This window comes from Telluria sp. RB2R28 (genome assembly GCF_059685835.1).
This window is the reverse complement of record NZ_JCASIK010000002.1, coordinates 46825-67889: the sequence shown is the minus strand read 5'-3', so window position 1 is coordinate 67889 and position 21065 is coordinate 46825. Positions and strand designations below refer to the sequence as shown.

The window sequence follows — 21065 nt, the reverse complement described above, 5'->3', positions numbered from 1 at the left end:
TTTCTCGTCCTTGCGCCACTCTGATGACCACCAAGCGAACCCCAGCCACGCCGGCTGACACCAGCACCGCCACGGCCACGCCAGACAGCGGCCCGTCGTACGAAGTGCGCCAGTCGCCGATTCACGGTAACGGCGTTTTCGCCAGGAAGCCGATCGCCGCGGGCGAGCGCATCATCGAGTACCGCGGTGAGCGCATCAGCTGGGACCTCGCGACCGAGCGCGCCGAAAAGGCCGGCGGCCCCGTCAACCATACCTTCTATTTCAGCCTGGCCGACGGCCGGGTGATCGATGGTGGCCGACGCGGCAACGAAGCGCGCTGGATCAACCACGCGTGCTCGCCCAACTGCGAAGCGTACGAAGATGAAGGCAAGGTGTATATCCACGCGCTGCACGACATCGACGCCGGTGAAGAGCTGAACTACAATTACGCCCTGATCTACGAAGAGCGTCATACACCCAAGCTCAAGAAACTGTTCGCCTGCCGCTGCGGTACGCCCGGCTGCACGGGCACGATGCTTGCGCCAAAGCGCCGCACCCGCACGCCAGCCGCCGGAAAATGAACCAAGCCCCGGCTGGCCTGGTCAGGCCGGCCCGACCCGTCATCGACCTGGAGCAACGATGAAACCAGTAGTTCGCAGCCTGCTTGAAACCGATCTGTATAAATTCACGATGTGGCAGGCCTTGCTGCACAGCCACCCGGGCGCGACGGGCGAGTACGAATTCCGCTGCCGTAACGAGCCGGCCTATCCGCTGGCAGAGCTCAAGGCCGACATCGAACGCGAGCTCGATCACCTGTGCTCCATGATGTTTACCGAGGATGAAGTCGCCTACCTGCGCGGACTGCGCTTCATCAAGGGCGACTTCGCCGACTTCCTCACGCTGTTTCGCTTTCAGCGCAAGTTCATCGAGGTCACGACTGACGGCCCGCATCTGCGTATCCGCGCCAGCGGCCCGCTGGTGCACGTGATGGGCTATGAAATCTTTGTGCTGTACATCGTCAACGAGCTGTATTTCCGCCGCTTCGACCAGGCCGAGGCCATGGACGTGGCGCGTGCGCGCCTGCGCCAGAAGATCGCCGAGCTGCGCGCGTTCGGTGAAGAAGCCCCGCGCGCCAACCCGTTCGAGTTCTTCGACTTCGGCGTGCGCCGCCGCTTTTCGGGCGAGTGGCACGACGAAGTGGTGCAGACGCTCGCGCGCGAGCTGCCGGTCTACTTCAAGGGCACGTCGAACGTCTACCTGGCCTACAAGTTCAACCTGGTCCCGATCGGCACGATGGCGCATGAATACCTGCAGGCGCACCAGGCCTTCGGCACGCGCCTGGTCGACTTCCAGAGCGCCGCGCTCGAGAACTGGGTGCAGGAATACCGGGGCGACCTGGGCACGGCGCTGACCGATGTCGTCGGCATGGACGCGTTTCTGGCCGACTTCGACCTGTACTTCGCCAAGCTGTTCGACGGCCTGCGCCACGACTCGGGCGATCCGGTCGTGTGGGGCGAAAAAGCGCTGGCCCATTACGCGCGCCTGCGCATCAACGCGCGCACCAAGCGCCTCGTGTTCTCGGACGCGCTGACGATGCCCAAGGCCCTGAACCTGTACCGCCATTTCGCCGACCGCGTGATGACGGGCTTCGGTATCGGCACCAAGCTGACCAACGACACGCCTTTCCCGGCGATCAATATCGTCATGAAGCTCGTGCGCTGCAACGGCCAGCCGGTGGCCAAGCTGTCGGACGAGCCGGGCAAGTCGCAGTGCACCGACGTCACCTATATCGCCTACCTGCGCCAGGTGTTCAACCACCCGGTCTAGCCGGGTCGTTGACATCCTGTTTTTATGCTGCGACCGGCTCGCGACGTCGTGCCGGCTTCTTTGCCGCAGCTTTCGGCGCAGCCTTCTTGCGCGGCGCCGCGCGTGGCTTTTCTTCTTCGTGCTTCAGCCGCTGCTGCAGCATTGCCAGCACGGCCGCTTCTTCGGGCTGCAGCGCGTGCAGGTCTTCGGCCAGCTTTTCTTCGGTCCGTTCGCGCATCACGTCCAGCGGCGCGCCCTCGAGGTAGGCGTCCAGCACGGCCGGGTGCACGTAGCACTTGCGGCAGATCGTCGGCGTGTTGCCGAGCTTTTCGGCCACCGACTCGATCGCGCGCACGATGTTCTTTTTCGCCTGCGTCTCGGAGTCGAACTTCTCGAACTCCTGCAAGGCCAGCGCCGCCAGCACGGTGCCTGACCAGGTACGGAAATCCTTGGCCGTGTACTCTTCGCCTGTGATGTTGCGCAGGTAGTCGTTGACGTCGCTGGAGTCGACGCTGTGCGTCTCGCCATCGTCGTCGATGTACTGGAACAGTTCCTGGCCCGGCAGGTCGCGCGTGCGCTTGACGATGCCCGCCAGGCGCCGGTCGTGCACCTTGACCTTGTGGTACACGCCGCTCTTGCCGCGGAAGCTGAATTGCACATCGCTGCCATCGACTTTGACGTGGCGGTTGCGCAGCGTCGTCAGGCCGAACGATTTGTTGGTGCGCGCGTATTCCTCGTTCCCGACCCGCATCATCGTCGCTTCGAGCAGGTAGACAATCGTGGCCAGCACCTTTTCGCGGGGCAGGCCGGGCAGCTTGAGGGCGCGGTCGACCTCGTGCCGAATCGCCGGCAGCGCGTCGCCGAACTTGAGCATCCGTTCGTACTTCACTTCGTCGCGCGCCGTGCGCCACTTCGGATGGTAGCGGTATTGCTTGCGCCCGCGCGCATCGCGCCCCGTCGCCTGCAGGTGGCCGTTGGCCTGCGCGCAGATCCAGACGTCCTGCCACGCCGGCGGAATCACGAGGCCCTTGATGCGCGCCAGGGTGGTTTCATCCTCCACCGGCGCGCCGTGCGCGTCCAGGTAGCGAAAGCCGTCCTTGACGGCCTCACGGTGGATGCCGGCGCGGCCATCGTGCACGTAGCGCAGGCCGGCCGCACGCGCGGCGCTGGTGGAATCTTTGGTGTCGAGTGTGTCGACGGCATCAAGGGTCTGGCTGGGCATGGCTGTTTCGCGAATGGTGGGTATCACGTCGATGCTACGCCCGGGCAGGGGCCCGCACTGTACGCAAGATAACGGAGTGCGGGACAGCCTGCAGCAGGCCCGGTTCACCGATAGCGCGCCTCGACCAGGTCGATCTCGCGCAGCAGCTTGCGCGCGACTTCGTCGGACAAGGTGTTGTTGCGCGCCATGCGCAGCAGCACGGCCCGTTCGTGCTCCAGCGCCGCCAGGCGGTAGTGGCGCTCGGCGTCTTCGGCGGCGCGGGCTTGCGCCGGACCGACGTCGCCCCCGCCGCCGCCAATCCCGCCATCCAGGCGGTATTGGTACAGACTGCGCACCTGGTCGATCGCGCTGGCATGCATCTCGACCGCGCCTTGCGCATCGCAGCCCGAGGTGGGCGGCGGTGGCGGTGCGTTGGCGATGGCTTCGAGCGCGGCCAGCGCGGCGGCGTGGCGGGCGTTTGCCTCTTCGCTGTCATGCGCCGAATCGTGCGGCAGTTCGAGGCCGCGCAGCACACGCGGCAGGCCGACGCTGGCCAGCACGAGCGAGACGACAATCACGGCGCTGGCCAGGAAAATCACGAGGTCGCGCCCCGGGAACGGCGCGCCGCCCGGCATTGCCAGTGGCAGCGTAAGCACGCCAGCCAGCGTGATCGCGCCGCGCACGCCGGCCAGCGACGTGGCCAGGATCAGGCGCGGATTGGGGCGGTACTCCGGCAGCTTCTGGCGCCGTGCGTTCAGCAGCGTCAGGCGCAGCGAGACCCAGACCCAGATGAAGCGCAGCAGGATCAGGCCAAAGCTGATGGCCAGCGCGTTGGTGACCAGCCACCACACGTCGTTCGCACGCGGCAGTTCGGGTGCGACCAGGGCTGCCTCGAGAATATTGGGGAGCTGCTCGCCCAGCAGCACGAACATGATGCCGTTGAGTGCGAACTGCACCGTGTCCCACACCACCGCGCGCCGCACGCGCGTCGTGGCGGCCGCGCGCCCGCTCAATTCAACGTAGCTCATCGTCACGCCGGCCGCGACTGCCGCCAGGATGCCCGAGGCGCCCAGATGCTCGGCTGCCAGATAGGCGCCGAACGGCAGCAACAGGTTGATCAGGATCGGCGAGCCGCTTTCCTCGCCGATGCGCGCGCCCAGCTGGCGCTGGGCCCAGCTCACCCCCACCGTGATGCCCGCGCCGATGGCCACGCCCGCCAGCGCCACCCACAGGAACGTGAGCGTGGCTTCGCCCAGCGAAAAGGTGCCGGTCAGGGCAGCGGCCACGGCGAAGCGGAAGCACACCAGGCCACTCGCGTCGTTCAGCAGCGACTCGCCCTCGAGGATGTGCATCAGGCGCGGCGGGATCGGCACGCGCGCGGCGATGGACGACACCGCGACCGGATCGGTAGGCGCCAGGATCGCGGCGAGGGCGAAGCACACGGCCAGCGGCAGCGACGGAATCAGCCAGTGAATCAAAAAGCCCGCGCCGAGCACTGTAAACAGCACCAGGCCCAGGGCCAGTTCGAGGATCGTGGAGCGGTCGCGGAACAGCCCGACCTTGGGGATGCGCCAGCCGTCGAGAAACAGCAGCGGGGGCAGGAACACGAGGAAGAAGATGTGCGGTTCGAGCCGCACGCCATGGCCGGTGCTGCCGGCAATCGCCGCGCCGAGCGCGATCTGCATCAGCGGCAGCGGCACCGCGAACGGCAGCATGCGCACCAGGTAGCCGCTGGCCACCACCGCCAGCAGCATGGCCAGCACGATTCCCACTTCATCCATCAACATCTCCCTGTTCAAGACAGGATGATAAGGGATCAAAGCCCCCCGTGGCGACGCTGTTGATCAGGCGGCGGACAAACTGGCCTGGGGCGCAGCCGGCAGTTCGGCCAGCAGCGCCTCGAGCGGCATCGGCCGGTGGAACAGATAACCCTGCATGCAGGCGTTGCCGTGCGCGGCCAGGTACTCGGCCTGGGCCGAGGTCTCGACGCCTTCGGCCACGACGCGCAGGCCCAGGTGGCCGGCCATCGCCAGGATCGACTGCACGATGGCGGTGCCGTTCTTGTCGTGCGGGGTGTCGCGGATAAAGCTCTTGTCGATCTTCAGTTCGTACAGCGGCATCCGGGTCAGGTACGACAGGCTCGAATAGCCGGTGCCGAAATCGTCGATCGAGATGCGGATGCCGAGTGCAGCCAGCGCATGCATCCGCTCGATGGTCTGGTCGAGGCGATCGACCAGCAAGCCTTCGGTGACTTCAAAGATCAGCTGGCCCGGCGGCACACCCGTCTCGTCCAGGATCGCTTCAACCCGGGTGACGAAGTCGTGCTGGCGGAACTGCATCGGGCTGACATTGACCGACAGCGGGAAGCGGTGGCCGGCGCGGTCCAGCACGTGCCAGGCCAGGCAGGCTTCGCGCAGCACCCAGTCGCCCAGCGCCACGATCAGGCCACTCGACTCGGCCACCGGAATAAAGACGTCGGGCGGCACGCTGCTGCCATCCTTGCGGCGCCAGCGCATCAGCAGTTCGGCGCCGCTCGGCACGCGTGCGCCGTCGACCTGCAGCTGCAGGTGCAGCGACAGTTCGCCGTTGTCGAGCGCCTGGCCCAGGTCGCGCTCGAGCGTCAGGCGGCCTTCGGCGTCGGACAGCATGCCCGGTTCAAACAGCGCCACGCCATTGCGGCCGCGCGACTTCGCGTGGTACATCGCGGTGTCGGCTTCGCGCAGCAGGTCGTGCACAGTGTGCTGCGCGTTGCCGGGTGCGGTGAGCGCCACGCCGATGCTGCTGGTGGCGTAGTAGCGCTGGGCGTCGATGATGATCTTGTCGGCGAGTGCGGCCCGGATCCGCTCGGCCACGGCCAGCGCGCGGCCGGTGGCCTGGTGCGCATGCTGCCCCAGCGCGTCGAGCAGGACGACGAATTCATCGCCGCCCAGGCGTGCCACGCAGCCGTCGTCGCCGGTCATCGCCACCAGGCGATCAGCCACGTTCTTGAGCAGCTGGTCGCCGATGGCATGGCCGCGTGCGTCGTTGACGGTCTTGAAGTTGTCGATGTCGACGTACAGCACGGCCGCCATGGAGCCGGCCGCGCGGGCGCCGGCCACCGCCACATCGAGCCGCTCCATCAGCAGGCGCCGGTTCGGCAGGCCGGTCAGCACGTCGTAGAACGCGAGGCGATGGATCGCATCGGCGGCATTGCGCCGCTCGGTCACGTCGCGGCTGACGATGACCCAGTGCGTGATCGCGCCGCTGTCGCCGGAGAATGGCACCATCTCGGCCTCCACCCAATACGGCGTGCCGTGCTTCGTGTACAGGACCATTTCGGCGCTGGCGGCTTCCTTGTGCATCACGGCCGTGATCACGCGCCTGACCGTCTCCTGGTCCGTGTCCGGCCCTTCGAGCATGCGCACGCTGCGCCCGATGACTTCTTCGCGCGCGTAGCCGGTGTGGCGCAGCAGCGCGTCGTTGGCAAAGATGATCGGCTGCTCGGCGCCAGGCGCGTCAACCATGCGCGCGATCATGACCATGTCGTTCAGGCGCGCGACTGCGGCCGCTGTCAGGCGCAGTTCGTCATTGACGGCGTGCAGGCGCAACTGGCCTGCTTCAAGACCGGCGGCAGCCGTGCGGGATTCGAGGAGCGAGCGTGCCAGGCCCTTGAGCAGCGTGCCGCTGGTGATCGTGATCAGCACGCCGACGCAGCAGAAGTTGATGACGACCACGATCGCCGATGCCAGGCCATTTCGTTCCAGGCCGGGGACATACAGGTGCACCTGGCCGTTCACGCCAAGCAGCAGTACGCAGGCGGCGCCCAGGGCAAGGATGATGAGGGCCTGGCGCATGCCGAGCAGGATGACGGTCAGCGCGGGCAGGGCCGTCATGTAGACGAGGCCAACCGGCCCCACCGCAAACAGCAGCCCGACGGATACCAGGAACAGCATCGCAATAAAATTACGAATGCGGGCCTTGTGCGAGACCCGGTCGAGTCGCCAGATGGCCAGCAGCCATGCCATCGCCACCAGGTCCATGACGATGACCGGCCATTTGCCCTTGCTGATGAGCAGCGGGATGCTGGGCACGGCGGCAACGAATCCCAGCGCCACGACGATCGGCAGGATGGTCGTAAAGACTTTGGTGCGCCACTGCGCGATATCATCTGGAGGAATTGGCATGAAGCATCCTGTTCGGCACGCCGCACGGAATTTCTCCGGAGCATAGTAAATTTCGTTGAAGCAAATTCTATGCAGGCGCAATGATAACTGTCACGCAATATTTGGCGCTCTGTTGTGCCAATGAAACGAGCCCGCCCGAAAGGGCGGTTCAGTGACGGTGCCGGCTTCAGTGGGCGCTTGCCTGCGCCAGGAGATCGCCCAATTGCAGCGTGTTGATTGGTTTGACCAGATAGTGGTCGAACCCCGCCTGGCGCGCCTGTTCGCGGTCTTGCTGGCGTCCATAGCCGGTCGCCGCGATGAGCGTCGCGTTCTCCATGTCGGGCAACGCGCGCAGGCGCCGCGCCAGTTCGTTGCCGTCGATGTCGGGCAGCCCGATGTCGAGCAGGCAGACCTGCGGCTTGAACACGGCAGCGACATCGATCGCGTCCAGCGCGCAATAGACCACTTCCACCGTATGGCCGCTCGCGCGCAGGAACAGGCTCAGCGTTTGGGCGGCATCGACATTGTCATCCACCACGAGGATGCGCAAGGGGCCGACGGCGCTGGCGTTGCCGGCCAGCGGCGCTGCGGCCGGCCCGGCCGGGATCGCCTGCGCATGGCACGGCAGGCGCACGGTAAACGTGCTGCCCAGGCCCGGGCCGGCGCTCATCGCGCCGACGCTGCCGCCGTGCAGTTCGACCAGGCTGCGGGCCAGCGCCAGGCCCAGGCCCAGGCCGCCCTGCGAGCGGTCCGGGGTACGTTCGGCCTGGGTGAACAGATCGAACACGCGCTCGACGAGGCGCGCGTCCATGCCGATGCCGTCGTCGGTCACGTCGATGACCCACGCGTCGCCCTGCTGCGCCAGATGCAGCGTGATGTGGCCGCCCTCGGGCGTGTACTTGGTCGCGTTGCCCAGCAGGTTGGCGACGACCTGCACCAGGCGCTTGTGGTCGCCCTTGACACTGGCCGGTTCCGGCGGCATGTCCAGCACCACTTTGTGGCGGCGGGCGAGCATCAGCGGGCGAATCTGCTCGGCCGCGTCGTCGATCACCTTGCGCAGGTCGAGGATCTGGGTCGACAGCGTCACCAGCCCCCGCGTTACACGCGAAACGTCCAGCAGGTCGTCGACGAGGCTCGTCATGTGCTCGACCTGGCGCGCGATGATGGCGCAGGTCTGCGTGATCTGCGCATTGTCCGAATGGAGCAGCTTGAGCAGGTGGGCGCCGGTGCTGATCGGCGCGAGCGGGTTGCGCAGTTCGTGCGCCAGCATCGCCAGGAATTCGTCCTTGCGCTGGTCGGCCGCGCGCAGTTCGCGTTCGGCCAGGCTGCGCTGGGCTTCTTTCTGCTGCAGGTGCTGGGCCATCTCGTCCAGGGCCGCGGCCAGCCGGCCGATTTCCTCGCTGTTCGACCCGATGCCGGTGCGGGCGTCGAGTTCGCCGGCGGCGATGCGGCGCGCCACCGTCATCAGCTTGCGCACGCGCCGGACAATCAGCTTGTCGCCCGCCAGCCAGGCCGCCAGCAGGGCCAGGATGGTCGTCAGGCCCAGGCCGAGCAGCGACATCAGCTGCGCCTCGCGCGCCACCCGCGTGATGGTTTCGGTCGGCACGCCGATCGTGACCGTGTAGTCGGACAGCGTTGGCGGCCCGACGCGCGCGAACGCGTGCAGGCGCTCGACGCCATCCTCGCCCTGGATCACGCGGGCGCTGTCGTGCGGACCGCGCATCGCCGCAAACAGCGGGGCGGGCACACGTTTGCCGAACCATTGCTCGGGATCGGGGCGGCGCGAAATCAGCTTGCCCGATGCGTCGGCCGTCTCGAGGATCGAGCCGGCCGGCAGGCTGATGTCGTTGACAAAGGTGTCCAGGCCCGCCAGGTCCATTGCGGCAAACACGACCGCCACCACATGGCCATCGCGGTCGGTGACCGGATAGGTCAGGTTGATCGTATGGCGGCGGATCACGCGCCCGAAAATATAGTCGCCGGCGATGAAGCGGCGTTCGGCGACGGCGCGCTTGAAGTGGCTGCGGTCGCCCAGGTTCACCGGGTGCACCATCGGCACCGCGCTGCAACTGACGTCGCCATTGAGCTGGATGAGGCCAAAATTGACGTACAGCTCGTTGCGGTCGAGGACATTGGCCAGCAGCGCATTGCAGCCGGCCGTGTCGCCCATCAGGTCCGGCACGCTGGCCAGGTCGACCAGGATCTGGCGCGCGCGGTCGATCGACTGCGCCTCATTGGCGGCGGCCAGCGCGGTCAGGCGTTTGAGGTTGTCTTCGGTCGCGCGGATCGCGGCTTCGCGCTCGCGCAGGCCCCCCAGCACGGTGACGATGGCGATCGGCGTGATGGCCAGCAGCACCAGCAGCATCAGCCTGCTGCGCAGGCTGTTCAGGCGAAAACGGCCGGGTGACTTGCTCATCGCTGCGGCGCCGGTTGCGGCGTGGTGGTGACGATACAAAGCGCGATCTTGCGGGCGATGGGGAACATGTCTGGCGAACGGTTCATCGAATGGGCCCGCAGCATACGGCGGGAATACAGGCGTAACGTTTCCTGATTGTACTAAAAATCGGCCTGGCCACAGTCGATGAGTGTCGTGTGCGCGACGCGTCGTTGACATGTCAAGCATCGGCACAGGTAAGATAGGCGCCATCCCAGCATCAGGAGACACCATGAACATCGTCTGCGTCGGTGGCGGGCCCGCCGGTCTGTACGCCGGCCTGCTCATGAAACTGCGCGATCCGCGCCGCACCGTCACGGTCGTCGAGCGCCACCGGGCCGGCGACACGTTCGGCTGGGGTGTCGTGTTTTCGGACCAGACGCTGGGCAATCTGGCGCTGGCCGATGCGCCCAGCGCGCGCGCCATTGAAGGCGCGTTCAACCGCTGGGATGCGATCGATGTGCAGATCGGCGGCGCCACCGTCACCTCGCATGGCCATGGTTTTTGCGGCATCGCGCGCAAGCGCCTGCTCGGCATCCTGCAGGCGCGCTGCGAAGACGCGGGCGTGGCGCTCGTGTTCGACACCGACGTGACGGACGAGGTGGCGCTGGCGCGCCGCCATGGCGCCGACCTGGTGGTGGCCGCCGACGGCGTGCACAGCGCGATCCGCACGCGCCATGCCGCCGTGTTCCAGCCTGACCTTCAGGAGGGGCGATGCCGCTACGTGTGGCTTGGCACCCTGCGCCGTTTCGCCGCGTTCACGTTTGCCTTTGAAGCGACCGAGCATGGCTGGTTCCAGGCCCACGCGTATCAATACGATGACCAGAATGCGACCTTCATCGTCGAAACGCTGGAATCGACCTGGCGCGCCAGCGGCCTGGCCGACATGGACGCCGCCGTCACGCTGGCGTTTTGCGAGCGCCTGTTCGCCAGTCTTCTTGGCGGCGCGCCGCTCCTGACGCAGGCCAGCCGTGGCGGCGCCGCCATGTGGCACCGCTTTGCGCGGTTGATCTGCCGCGAGTGGGTAGGTGCGCTCGACGTCGATGGCCGGCGCGTGCCGCTGGTGTTGCTGGGCGACGCCGCGCACACGGCGCATTTCTCCATCGGCTCGGGCACCAAGCTGGCGCTGGAAGACGCCGTCGCGCTGGCCAGCGAGCTGCCTGTTGAAACGGATGGCGACCTCGATGCCGCGCTGCTGCGCTACCAGGCCGCGCGCGTGATCGAAGTGAGCAAACTGCAAAGCGCGGCGCGCAATTCGGCCGAATGGTTCGAGAACGTGGCCCGCTACGCTCCCATGCCGCCCGACGCGTTCGCCTACTCGCTGCTCACGCGCAGCCAGCGCCTGTCGCACGAAAACCTGCGCCTGCGCGACCCCGCCTATATAGAAGGCTTCGAGCGCCGCTTTGCCATGCGGGCGGCAGCGCAGGCCGGCGTGGCCGCGCCAACGGCGTCCACGCCGCCGATGTTTACGCCATTGCGGGTGCGCGACGTGCTGCTCAAGAACCGCGTGGTCGTCTCGCCGATGGCGCAGTACGCGTGCGTCGACGGCGTGGCGGGCGACTTTCACCTGGCCCATCTCGGCGCACGCGCGCTGGGCGGGGCCGGCCTGGTGATCGCCGAGATGACCTGCGTGTCGGCCGACGCGCGCATCACGCCGCGCTGCCCTGGACTTTACCTGCCCGAACACACGCAGGCCTGGGCCCGCATCGTCGACTTCGTGCATGCGGCAAGCGACGCGAAAATCGGCATCCAGCTGGGACATGCGGGCGCCAAGGGCTCGACCCGGCCGATGTGGGAAGGTATCGACCAGCCGCTCGCGGACGGGAACTGGCCGCTCGTGGCGGCGTCGCCCCAGCAATACCTGGCCGGCGTGTCGCAGGTGGCGCGCGAGGCGAGCCAGGCCGACATGGCGCAGATCGAAGCCGATTTCGTGCGCGCCACGCTGGCCGCCAGCGAGGCAGGCTTCGACTGGCTCGAACTGCATTGCGCGCACGGCTACCTGCTCTCGAGTTTCATCTCGCCGCTGACCAACCGGCGCGACGATGAATATGGCGGCAGTCTCGAAAACCGCTGCCGCTTTCCGCTGCGCGTGTTTGCCGCCGTGCGCGCGGCCTGGCCCGCGCACCTGCCGATCAGCGTGCGCATCTCGAGCCATGACTGGGTCGATGGCGGGATCACGCCGATTGACGCCGTGGAGATCGCGCGCCTGTTTCGCGCAGCCGGCGCCGACATGATCGATTGTTCGTCGGGGCAGGTGAGCAAGGCCGAGCAGCCCGTGTATGGCCGCATGTACCAGACGCCGTTTTCCGACCGCATCCGCAATGAGGCCGGCATCCCGACGATCGCCGTCGGTGGCATCAGCGAGGCCGACCATGTCAACAGCATCATTGCTGCCGGCCGCGCCGACCTGTGCGCGGTGGGGCGTGGGCACCTGGCCAATCCCGCGTGGACGCTGAACGAGGCGGCGCGCATCGGCTACACTGGCGCCGCGTGGCCACGCCAGTATGCGCCCGGCAAGCAGCAACTCGAACGCAGCCTGGCGCGCGGGCGGCCAGCTACGTGACCGGTTCGTCCATTTTCGAAAGAATCATCGGGAGCAGTGCATGCATGATCTAGCTGGCAAACGAACGGGCCTGACCGGCTACGCGGCGCAGCACGTCGGCATGTCGCTTGACCCCGCGACGCGGGTAGCGACCCTGACCCTCGACCGGCCCGAACGCAAGAATCCGCTGACATTCGCCGCCTACGCCGAGCTGCGCGACCTGTTTCGCGCGCTGGCATATGCCGACGACGTGAAGGCGGTCGTGCTCACCGGCGCGGGAGAGAATTTCTGTTCGGGCGGCGATGTGCACGAGATCATCGGGCCGCTGACGCAACTGGACATGCCCGGCCTGCTGGCCTTTACGCGCATGACGGGCGACCTCGTGAAAGCGATGCGCGCCTGTCCGCAGCCGGTCGTCGCGGCGGTGGACGGCGTGTGCGCTGGCGCCGGTGCGATCCTGGCGCTGGCCTCGGACATCCGCTACGCCACGGCGCGCAGCCGCACTGCCTTCCTGTTTACGCGCGTGGGCCTGGCCGGTTGCGACATGGGCGCCTGCGCCTTGCTGCCGCGCGTGATCGGCCAGGGCCGCGCGGCCGAACTGCTGTACACCGGCCGCTCGATGGATGGGGAGGAGGGCGAGCGCTGGGGCTTCTTCAATCGCTTGTCCGCACCGGGCGAGGTGCTTGCAGAGGCGCAGGCGTTCGCTGCGCTGCTGGCCGCTGGCCCGACGTTCGCGCACGGCATGACCAAGAAGATGCTGCAGCAGGAGTGGAATATGGGCGTCGACGAAGCCATCGAGGCCGAGGCGCAGGCGCAGGCCATCTGCATGATGACGCAGGATTTCCAGCGCGCCTACCAGGCGTTTGTGGGCAAGCAGCGGCCGCAGTTCGAGGGCAATTGATGGAACCCGATGTTCTCGACTGGCCATTTTTCGATGTGCATCACGGCGTGCTGGCGCGTGAACTCGACGCCTGGGCTGCCGCACACCTGGCCGACGCGCACGGGGCCGATGTCGACGCCGTCTGCCGCGCGCTGGTCACGAGGCTGGGGCAGGGCGGCTGGCTGCGCCACGCCGTGGCCGGCATCAAGCATGGCGGTGCGCACGCCGCGATCGACACCCGCGCCATTTGCCTGATCCGCGAAACGCTGGCGCGCCATGCCGGCCTGGCCGATTTTGCGTTCGCAATGCAGGGCCTGGGCAGCGGGGCAATCTCGCTGTTCGGCAGCGCTGCCCAGCGCCAAGGCTGGCTGCCGCGCGTGGCCGATGGCAGTGCGATTGCTGCCTTCGCGCTGTCCGAGCCTGCGGCCGGCTCCGACGTCGCGGCGCTGCAATGCGCGGCGCGGCGCGACGGCGATGCCTGGGTGCTCGATGGCGAAAAAACCTGGATCTCGAATGGCGGCATCGCCGACTTCTATGTCGTGTTCGCGCGCACGGGCGAAGCGGTGGAGCGCAGCGCACGTGGCATCTCGGCCTTCATCGTCGATGCGGCCACACCAGGCCTCGAAGTCGCCGAGCGCATTGAGGTGATCGCGCCGCATCCGCTAGCGCGCCTCTGCTTCAACGGTTGCCGGGTGCCGGCTGCCTGCCTGGTCGGCCTTGAGGGCGATGGCTTCAAGATCGCGATGGCCACCCTCGACGTGTTTCGCACATCGGTGGCGGCAGCGGCGCTGGGCTTCGCGCGGCGCGCCATGGCCGAAGCACTGGCGCATGCGCAGGCGCGCCCCGTGTTTGGCAAGCTGCTCGCCGACTTTCAGCTCACGCAGGCCCGGTTGGCGCAGATGGCGCTGGAGATCGACGCCGCCGCGCTGCTGACCTACCGCGCGGCATGGCTGCGCGACAGTGGCAAGCGCGTTACAAAAGAAGCGGCGATGGCGAAGCTGGCCGCGACCGAATCGGCGCAGCGCGTGATCGACGGCGCGGTGCAGCTGTTTGGCGGGCAGGGCGTGCAACGGGGTCAGGTCGTGGAAGGTCTGTACCGCGAGATCCGCGCCCTGCGCATTTACGAGGGAGCCAGTGAAGTGCAGCTCCTGATCATCGCGCGCGAACTGCTCGCGCCGCAACACTGAGGCCACATGCCTGGAGATTTGATGGAATTCTTGCAACCGCCTGGCTGGCCGCGCCCGAAAGGTTATGCCAACGGTGTTGTCGCGCGTGGCCGGCAGGTGCATGTCAGCGGGATGGTCGGCTGGACGCCGGCAGGCCGGTTCGAGACGGACGATTTCGTCGGGCAGTCGCGCCAGGCGCTGGCCAATATCGTGGCCGTGTTGCGTGAAGCGGGTGCCGACCCGGAACACATCGTGCGCATGACCTGGTATGTGCTCGACAAGCGCGAATATCTCGATGCCGGACCGGCGCTGGGCGCGGCCTACCGTGACGTTATCGGGCGCCATTATCCCGCGATGACGGCGGTGCAGGTGGCGGGCCTGATGGAAGAGCGCGCGCGGGTGGAGATCGAGGTCACGGCGATCATTCCGGATTGAGCGCTGCCCGGACGAACGAATGGCCCTACATTGGGGGTAATGGCGTGTGCAAAGATGTAGGGTGGACGGCTATGCCGTCCACGCGTTCAATCCACGCTCGCTCCGTGATATGCAAGGGGAATTGAACGCGTGGGCGGGAAACCCGCCCACCCTACCGACTGCCCGGACGAACGAATGGCCCCGCTTGGGGCCATTCATGGTCTTGCGCCGTCGCGCCGCCTACCGTCAGGCGGGGCGACGCAGGAACGCGTTAGCGGCGGCCTGCGCCACGCGCACCACCACGTTCAATGAACGCTTTCATCTCCGCCAGGTCGTCATCCATCTGACGCTGTGGATCGACGCCCAGCATGCGTGCCACGCCGTGGCCCAGCACGCCCGCTGGTGGCGCGTAGCTGATGCGCACCGTCGCGCGCGTGCCGCCGTTGACGGACTCGAACGTGACGCTGCCATCCTGTTCGATTTCCGAACCCGGCTCGCTGCGCCACGACAGGCGATCCGGACGCGATTGCTCGGTCATGACCGCATTCCATGCGTATTCCATGCCTGCCGGGCCGCGCACGACCCAGTGCGAGCGGCGGTGGCCGAGGTCACGCACTTCGGTCACGTGCGACATGAAGCGCGGGAAGTTTTCCACATCGGCCCAGGCATCGAAGACTTCGCGTGGCGAGGCATCGATGAAGACGCTGTTCTCGACTTCGACGCGGCTTGCGTCGCCGCGGTGACGCAGCGAATCGACCAGGTTGCGGCCACGGTCGCTGCGCAGCAGCACTGCCAGCGCGCCCAGGCCCAGCAGGGCGACGGCCGGCGAACGGCGCGCCAGGCCGACGATGCTGAGCGCGCTGGTGCCCAGCAGCGCCGAGTTGGTCAGCGTCGGGCCGCGCGAGCCGAAGGCCTGCGTCAGGTGATCGGTCCATTCGCGTACCTGGTTGCCCACCTCGCTGGCGCGGGCACGGGCGCCGTTGCCGGCGCTGTGCGCGGCCTGCGCCAGGTTTTCACGGGCGATGTCGGCGCGTTCACGTGCGCGGTCGGCGGCGTCATCGGCGCTGTTTCGAGCTTTGTCGGCAACGTCATTGGCGCTGCTGCGTGCCTTGTCGGCAGCGTAGCTGGCGCGGTCACGCGCATCGTTGGCGACTTGGTGCGCGCGCGAACGGACGTCGTCGGCGTAGTCACGTGCATCGTCGGCAGCGCGGGCGGCGGTGCTGCGGGCCGTGTCGGCAGCGTGCGACACGCGGTCACGTGCGGTGTCGGCAGCATGCGATACGCGGTCACGCGCGTAGTCGGCCGCGTGCGAGGCGCGGTCGCGTGCATCGTACGATGCTTCGGCCAGGCGGCCGCGCGCGCGTTCGAGGCGGTCGCGGGTTTCGTGCGATGCCTCGGCCAGGCGGTCACCGGCAGCGTGGGCGGCGCCGGCCAGGCGGGCGCCGGCGCGCAGGTACACCGATTCAGCACGCTCGCGCGCCGAATCGAAACGCTCGCCGGCAGTGTGTAGCGCGTGTTCGAGCTTGTCGGCGCCGCGGTGACGCGCGTCGCGCAGTGCGCCCTTGGCGCGTGCACGGCGTTTCGGGCCGCGGTCGGGGTCAAAAGCATACATCAGCAGGGCGCCAGCCACTGCGGCGCCAATCCATTTACCTGCGTTGTTTCCCTGATCGTTCGATTCGTTCATGTCGACTCCTCTCGGTTAGTTGTACTGTGTCGTGCTGGACCTTGTCGCCTGGGCGGTGCCACGGCATACTCGGTCCATCACTGGTCTGTTACTGACTATTCATCGTGCTTTGCAGCGTCGCTTCGCATGCATAAAAAAACGCACCGCTTCGCAGTCATGCGTTGCAGTGCGTTCCGGCGAACCATCACGCGATTCGGGCAAAACCCGGTGAGCAATGAATGGTCAGACGACGTGCTTTGTCAGCCTGCTTTTTGCAGGGTCAGTAGCAGTACGCCGTTCTCGAGCTTCACCGATGCGAGAGCGCCTGCGACGCCGTCGGTCTGGTGAAGCCGCGCAGGTATCTGCGTGCATTGCATTTAGCATACACCACGGTTTCGCGTTCCCGGCGTTCGTTTGCCGCATAGCAATTGACTTGGATCCAGCCTTGGCGACGAGCGGGTTCACGCACTTCAGGTGGCCTGCGCCGCGTGCCACAGGATTCTGATAGGGTGGTTGTAAATGAAACAAGGAGATAACATGAATCACCATATCGTTCGCATGCTGCCCAATTTCGAAGCGGCCGAGGCGGCCCGCAATGGCTTGCTGGCCGAGGGCTTCGACGGTGACGGCATCAACGTCAATGTCACCACCGATGAGGCAGGTCCTGCCGAAAGCAATTTCTATGTGGGCGACTCGCCCGCTGTCAAAGGCGGCACCGATTACGAGGACGTCTTCAAGCCCGCCGTTCGCGGCGACCTGTGCATGATGACGGTGACCGTTGCAGAAGCTTTCCAGCTCGAACGGGCTGCCGCCATTCTGGAACACCACGGAGGGATCGACGTCGATCCGGCCCACGGCGCGGCCAACAGCAGCTTTTAACGACCGTTAAGGTCAACAGGGGGGGGCGGTGAGAAGTCCGCTTGCCGCGCCCTGCTGAATCCGTGTCGCGGGCGACCAGCAGGGAGGGGGAGGGCGGTCGTGTACAAACCTTGATGGATCGGTCTTTTCGCCATCGAACCCGATCCGGTGTCCTTGGCGAAGGACCGGCCAGCCGGCTTCGTCGTACGGATCAGTAACGATACCCGTACAACAAAGCAGGCGCAAAGCGGATGGCAAGCCGCCCGATTCTCAGCAATCAGTGATCTTCTTTCTGTTTGGCACCGCCGCCAGCACCCTCATGCGTGCTGGCCTTTTCGCGTGACATGTGGTCGTGGCTGCTATGCTCGGTGACACCTGCCTCGCGCTTGGCTTTGTCGGCTTCGGACTCGTGCTCCGCGGGGGGACCGGCAGTGGTGGTGGATTGGTTCTGGCTCATGCTGTTCTCCTGAAAATTCAACAAAAACGTGACCGTGCGTGAAGACTAGCATGGCTGCGCCTGATGATTGCCGGCAGTGCTTCAATCGTGCGGCACGGTCTGACTCGGCCTTCGCGCTGTTGATCGGCCACCCGGCAATCCATCGTCGCCGCAGCAATAGTTGGCGGGGTGAACAATGTCGGGGGGCTGCATCGGGCAGAGGCGTTGCTGCGCCATGGTGAACCGGGCGGCGCCAGGCCTTAGCGTGCTGGCGGAAAGAACAACTGCTCGCCCGCTGGCTTGAACCCGGTAATCTGGCGCTGCCCTTGCGGCGACGTGATCCATTCGATCAGCTGCTGCGCGCCCTTGTAGTTCACGCCCGGGTGCTTCGCAGGGTTGACCGCGATGATCCCGTACGGGTTGTACATCCGCTTGTCGCCCTCGACCACGATCGCCAGCCCCGTCCTGGCCTTGTACGCGCCGTAGGTGGCGCGGTCGGTCAGCGTGTAGGCCCGCATCTCGGCGGCCATATTGAGCACTTCGCCCATGCCCAGCCCGGCCGACACGTAGTTGCTTCCCTGCGGTTTGGCCCCCGCCTGCTGCCAGTAGGCTTTCTCCATCACGTCGGTCCCCGAGTTGTCGCCGCGCGAGATGAAGCGCACGTTGGCGGCAGTGATGCGCCTGAAGGCGTCGATCACGTCTTTCGAGCCCTTGATGCGCGCCGGATCGGCCTCGGGTCCCACCACGATGAAGTCGTTGTACATGACGTCGCGCCGGTCCACTCCCCAGCCTTCGGCGACAAACTTGTCTTCCAGCGTGCGGGCATGGACCAGTGCCACGTCAACGTCGCCGTTCCTGGCCAGCTCGAGGGCCTTGCCGGTGCCGACCGCGATAACCTGCACGCGGGCGCCGGTGGCGGCCTCGAAGGCCGGCAGCACCTGCTTGAGCAGGCCCGAGTTTTCGGTGCTGGTGGTGGTCGACAGGCGAATCACGTCCTGTGCCGGCGCAGCGGAGCAGGCAAGAGCAGGAGCGAGTGCGAGGGCGAGGGCGAGGACGACGCGGCGTTTCATGAGGTTCTCCAGGTGGTGGTTGGGATTATCTTGATTCGAGGCACCCGTCGCGCAGCTTCAGGCGCTGCACGCCGGGCAGGTTGATCAGATCGCGGTCATGGCAGGCCACGATCACGCTGGCGCCCTGGTCGATCAGGGTCGGGATCAGGGCGATGACCTGTTCGCGCGCCGCGCCATCGAGGTTCGCGGTGGGCTCGTCGAGCAGCAGCAGGCGTGGCTGCAGCACACGGGCACGCGCCAGCGCCACGCGCTGCTTTTCGCCGCCCGACAGGCGCGCCGGATCGTTGTCGCGCAGGTGGGTCACGCCGGCCCAGTCCATCGCTTCGTCGACCAGATCGCGCAGCAGACGCCGGTCGCCGCCGCGCGCCAGCAGGCCATAGCCGATATTGTGGGCCACGCTGGTGGAAAACATGATCGGATGCTGGTGCACGTAGACGATCGCATGCCGCAATTGGCGGGGATAAGGGTAAAGGGGCAGGTGCAAGCCATCGAACTCGACGCTGCAGGCAGCGCTGCGTTCCAGACCGCCCAGCATGCGCAGCAGCGTGCTCTTGCCCGATCCGTTGGCGCCGGTCAGCACGTAGGCAGCGCCGGCCGCGATGTCGAGGCGCCCGATATCGAACAGCAGGCGCTCGCCATGGCGCTTGTGCAGCGCGTGCACGGACAGGAGCGGCGTCACAGGCGCGCTCCCGGATTGTGCGCGTCGCCCTGCAACAGCACGAGCACGCCGTTCATGGCCAGCGCCAGCGTCACCAGCACGATCCCCAGCGCGATGCCCTGGGCGAAGTCACCCTTGCTGGTCTCGAGCGCGATGGCGGTCGTGATGGTGCGGGTATGGCCTTCGATATTGCCGCCTACCATCAGCGCGCAACCTACTTCCGAGATCACGCGCCCGAAGCCGCTGATCACGGCCGCCATCACGCCATAACGGGCTTCATGCAGGACCGAAAACATCACGCGCAGGCGCGAGGCGCCGTGGGCCAGTGCGGTTTCGGCGTAGCGCGGATCGAGCGCCTGCACGGCCGCCAGCGTGAACGCCAGCAGCACCGGCAGGCCGATCAGGCACTGGCCGGCGACGATCCCCGGCTGCGAGAACAGCCATCCCAGATCGCCCAGCGGGCCGCGCCGCGACAGCATCAGGTAGAGAAGCAGGCCGATGAGCACCGTGGGCAGCGACAACGCGGCCTGCGCCAGCCAGACGGCGATGCGCCGCCCCGGAAACCTGTGCATCGCGATCAAGTAACCGAGCACGACGGCCGGGGGCGTGGCCAGGATCAGGCCCGACAACGTGGTCTTGACCGAGACCCACACGATATGCCACAGCGCCGCATCGCCGCGCAGCAGCAACGCGAAGGCGCCGCTCGTCGCCTCGAGCAGGCCCATTCAGGTGACAGGCTCGCCGGCCGGCCGCACCTGCGGCGTATCGGGCAGGTGCGGCTCGAATACCAGCCGCTCGTGGCCCGCCACCAGCAGGAAGTGACGGCCGCTGCAGCGTGTCAGCAGGCTCATGCCGACCCGCCCGGCCACCATCTGGCCCATCTGCGTGGTGCCCGAACGCGACAGCAGGAACGGGATGCCCATCTGGGCGCCCTTGATCACCATTTCGGACGTCAGGCGGCCAGTGGTATAAAAAATCTTGTCGGCGCCATCCACGCCGTCCAGCCACATCAGGCCGGCGATCGCGTCCACCGCATTGTGGCGGCCCACGTCCTCGACGAAGTACAGCAACTCGCCATCGCGTGTAAACAGTGCGCAGCCGTGCACCGAGCCAGCCTGCTTGTAGACCGATTGCTGGGTGCGGATGGTCTCGACGATGCGGTACACGCTCGACTGGGTCAGGCGGGCATCCGGCGGCAGCACGATGCTGTCCACTTCATCCATCAGGCCGCCGAACACCGAGCCCTGGCCGCAACCGGTCGTGACGACTTTTTTTGCTGTGCGCTGTTCGATGTCGGCAATGCCGCTGCGGGTGACGACGGCCACCGCGTCGACCGACCAGTCGACCTGGATCGAGACGATGTCGGCCAGCTTGCGCACCAGGCGCTGGTTGCGCAGATAGCCAAGCGTAAGCATTTCGGGCGCGCTGCCCAGCGTCATCAGGGTGACGAGTTCGCGCTTGTCGACATATACCGTCAGGGGGCGCTCGGCGGGAATCGCCAGCACCTTGCGGCGCCCGCGTTCATCGACCGACAGTATGTCGCGGGTAAGGACCGCGCGCGCATCGGACAGCGCCGGCCGGCAGCCGGGCACGGCGTGCACGGTGAGGTCATCGATGGTCAAGCAGCGCCTCCTGTGTTGAATATTTTATAAAAGTATAAGCCGACCCGGCTCGCGCACGGAAGGGGCGGCTGACTTTTACGGATCTGCCATGTGCTGTGGCCAGCAAATTCTCGCGGACGGAGATTGATATTCTCAATTGTGCGCCCCGATAATTTCCCGACAACTAAACTGCCGGTAACGTTCAGTTACACCTT

At 66.7% G+C, this 21065-nt stretch carries 17 protein-coding genes; 7 read left to right on the top strand and 10 right to left on the bottom strand.

All coding sequences use genetic code 11. The features are described from left to right. The first annotated feature begins 23 nt into the window (after positions 1–23). Together AC56LV_RS07950 and pncB are read left to right on the top strand one after the other, a co-directional pair. Positions 24–560: an SET domain-containing protein gene (locus AC56LV_RS07950; protein WP_499556843.1), complete on the top strand. Its 537-nt coding sequence runs from the start codon at positions 24–26 to the stop codon at positions 558–560. Positions 561–618: 58 nt separating this feature from the next. Further along, entirely contained in the window at positions 619–1806 is a 1188-nt protein-coding gene (gene pncB / locus AC56LV_RS07945) for a nicotinate phosphoribosyltransferase (RefSeq protein WP_499556842.1), read from the top strand. A gap of 22 nt (positions 1807–1828) precedes the next feature. Here pncB and AC56LV_RS07940 read toward each other — a convergent pair whose 3' ends face one another. The 4 genes from AC56LV_RS07940 to AC56LV_RS07925 all read right to left on the bottom strand — a co-directional run bounded on the left by AC56LV_RS07940 (position 1829) and on the right by AC56LV_RS07925 (position 9544). After that, complete coding sequence (locus tag AC56LV_RS07940) at positions 1829–3007, bottom strand: DNA topoisomerase IB (RefSeq protein ID WP_499556841.1); 1179 nt, start codon at positions 3005–3007, stop codon at positions 1829–1831. Between the two features lie 104 nt (positions 3008–3111). Next, positions 3112–4767, bottom strand: a complete 1656-nt coding sequence (locus AC56LV_RS07935; protein ID WP_499556840.1) for a Na+/H+ antiporter — start codon at positions 4765–4767, stop codon at positions 3112–3114. 63 nt (positions 4768–4830) lie between these two features. Next, positions 4831–7149, bottom strand: a complete 2319-nt coding sequence (locus tag AC56LV_RS07930; protein ID WP_499556839.1) for a putative bifunctional diguanylate cyclase/phosphodiesterase — start codon at positions 7147–7149, stop codon at positions 4831–4833. Between the two features lie 166 nt (positions 7150–7315). After that, positions 7316–9544, bottom strand: coding sequence for a hybrid sensor histidine kinase/response regulator (locus tag AC56LV_RS07925; RefSeq protein WP_499556838.1), 2229 nt, complete (start codon positions 9542–9544; stop codon positions 7316–7318). A gap of 250 nt (positions 9545–9794) precedes the next feature. Between AC56LV_RS07925 and AC56LV_RS07920 the strand changes: the two genes are divergently transcribed. From AC56LV_RS07920 to AC56LV_RS07905, 4 genes are read left to right on the top strand one after another with little or no spacing between them, the layout of a single operon-like run. Next, on the top strand, positions 9795–12125 hold the full coding sequence (locus AC56LV_RS07920) for a bifunctional salicylyl-CoA 5-hydroxylase/oxidoreductase (RefSeq protein WP_499556837.1): 2331 nt from the start codon (positions 9795–9797) through the stop codon (positions 12123–12125). A gap of 40 nt (positions 12126–12165) precedes the next feature. Next, the gene (locus AC56LV_RS07915; RefSeq protein WP_499556836.1) at positions 12166–13005 is read left to right on the top strand and encodes an enoyl-CoA hydratase family protein; all 840 of its coding nucleotides are present in this window, start codon (positions 12166–12168) and stop codon (positions 13003–13005) included. Further along, the gene (locus AC56LV_RS07910; protein WP_499556835.1) at positions 13005–14171 is read left to right on the top strand and encodes an acyl-CoA dehydrogenase family protein; all 1167 of its coding nucleotides are present in this window, start codon (positions 13005–13007) and stop codon (positions 14169–14171) included. Before AC56LV_RS07915 ends, AC56LV_RS07910 begins: the two co-directional genes overlap by 1 nt. 21 nt (positions 14172–14192) lie before the next feature. Further along, complete coding sequence (locus tag AC56LV_RS07905) at positions 14193–14585, top strand: RidA family protein (RefSeq protein ID WP_499556834.1); 393 nt, start codon at positions 14193–14195, stop codon at positions 14583–14585. A 250-nt stretch (positions 14586–14835) separates the two neighbouring features. Here AC56LV_RS07905 and AC56LV_RS07900 read toward each other — a convergent pair whose 3' ends face one another. Then, positions 14836–16248, bottom strand: coding sequence for an SRPBCC family protein (locus tag AC56LV_RS07900; RefSeq protein WP_499556833.1), 1413 nt, complete (start codon positions 16246–16248; stop codon positions 14836–14838). A 516-nt stretch (positions 16249–16764) separates the two neighbouring features. Between AC56LV_RS07900 and AC56LV_RS07895 the strand changes: the two genes are divergently transcribed. Continuing rightward, positions 16765–17106, top strand: a complete 342-nt coding sequence (locus AC56LV_RS07895; RefSeq protein ID WP_499556832.1) for a hypothetical protein — start codon at positions 16765–16767, stop codon at positions 17104–17106. 256 nt (positions 17107–17362) lie between these two features. On the opposite strand, the gene AC56LV_RS07890 is transcribed toward AC56LV_RS07895, so the two are convergent. From AC56LV_RS07890 to AC56LV_RS07870, 5 genes are all read right to left on the bottom strand, one after another. Then, positions 17363–17542, bottom strand: a complete 180-nt coding sequence (locus AC56LV_RS07890; RefSeq protein ID WP_499556831.1) for a hypothetical protein — start codon at positions 17540–17542, stop codon at positions 17363–17365. A 239-nt stretch (positions 17543–17781) separates the two neighbouring features. Then, on the bottom strand, positions 17782–18591 hold the full coding sequence (locus AC56LV_RS07885) for an ABC transporter substrate-binding protein (RefSeq protein WP_499556830.1): 810 nt from the start codon (positions 18589–18591) through the stop codon (positions 17782–17784). 25 nt (positions 18592–18616) lie between these two features. Next, the gene (locus AC56LV_RS07880) at positions 18617–19270 is read right to left on the bottom strand and encodes an energy-coupling factor ABC transporter ATP-binding protein (protein ID WP_499556829.1); all 654 of its coding nucleotides are present in this window, start codon (positions 19268–19270) and stop codon (positions 18617–18619) included. Continuing rightward, a complete protein-coding gene (locus tag AC56LV_RS07875) occupies positions 19267–19974 on the bottom strand; it encodes an ABC transporter permease (protein ID WP_499454400.1) in 708 nt (235 codons plus the stop codon). The genes AC56LV_RS07880 and AC56LV_RS07875 overlap by 4 nt, the downstream gene beginning before the upstream one ends. Further along, positions 19975–20871 carry a formate dehydrogenase accessory sulfurtransferase FdhD gene (locus tag AC56LV_RS07870; protein ID WP_499556828.1) on the bottom strand — a complete coding sequence of 299 codons (897 nt, stop codon included), beginning with the start codon at positions 20869–20871 and terminating at the stop codon, positions 19975–19977. Between the last annotated feature and the right edge of the window lie 194 nt (positions 20872–21065).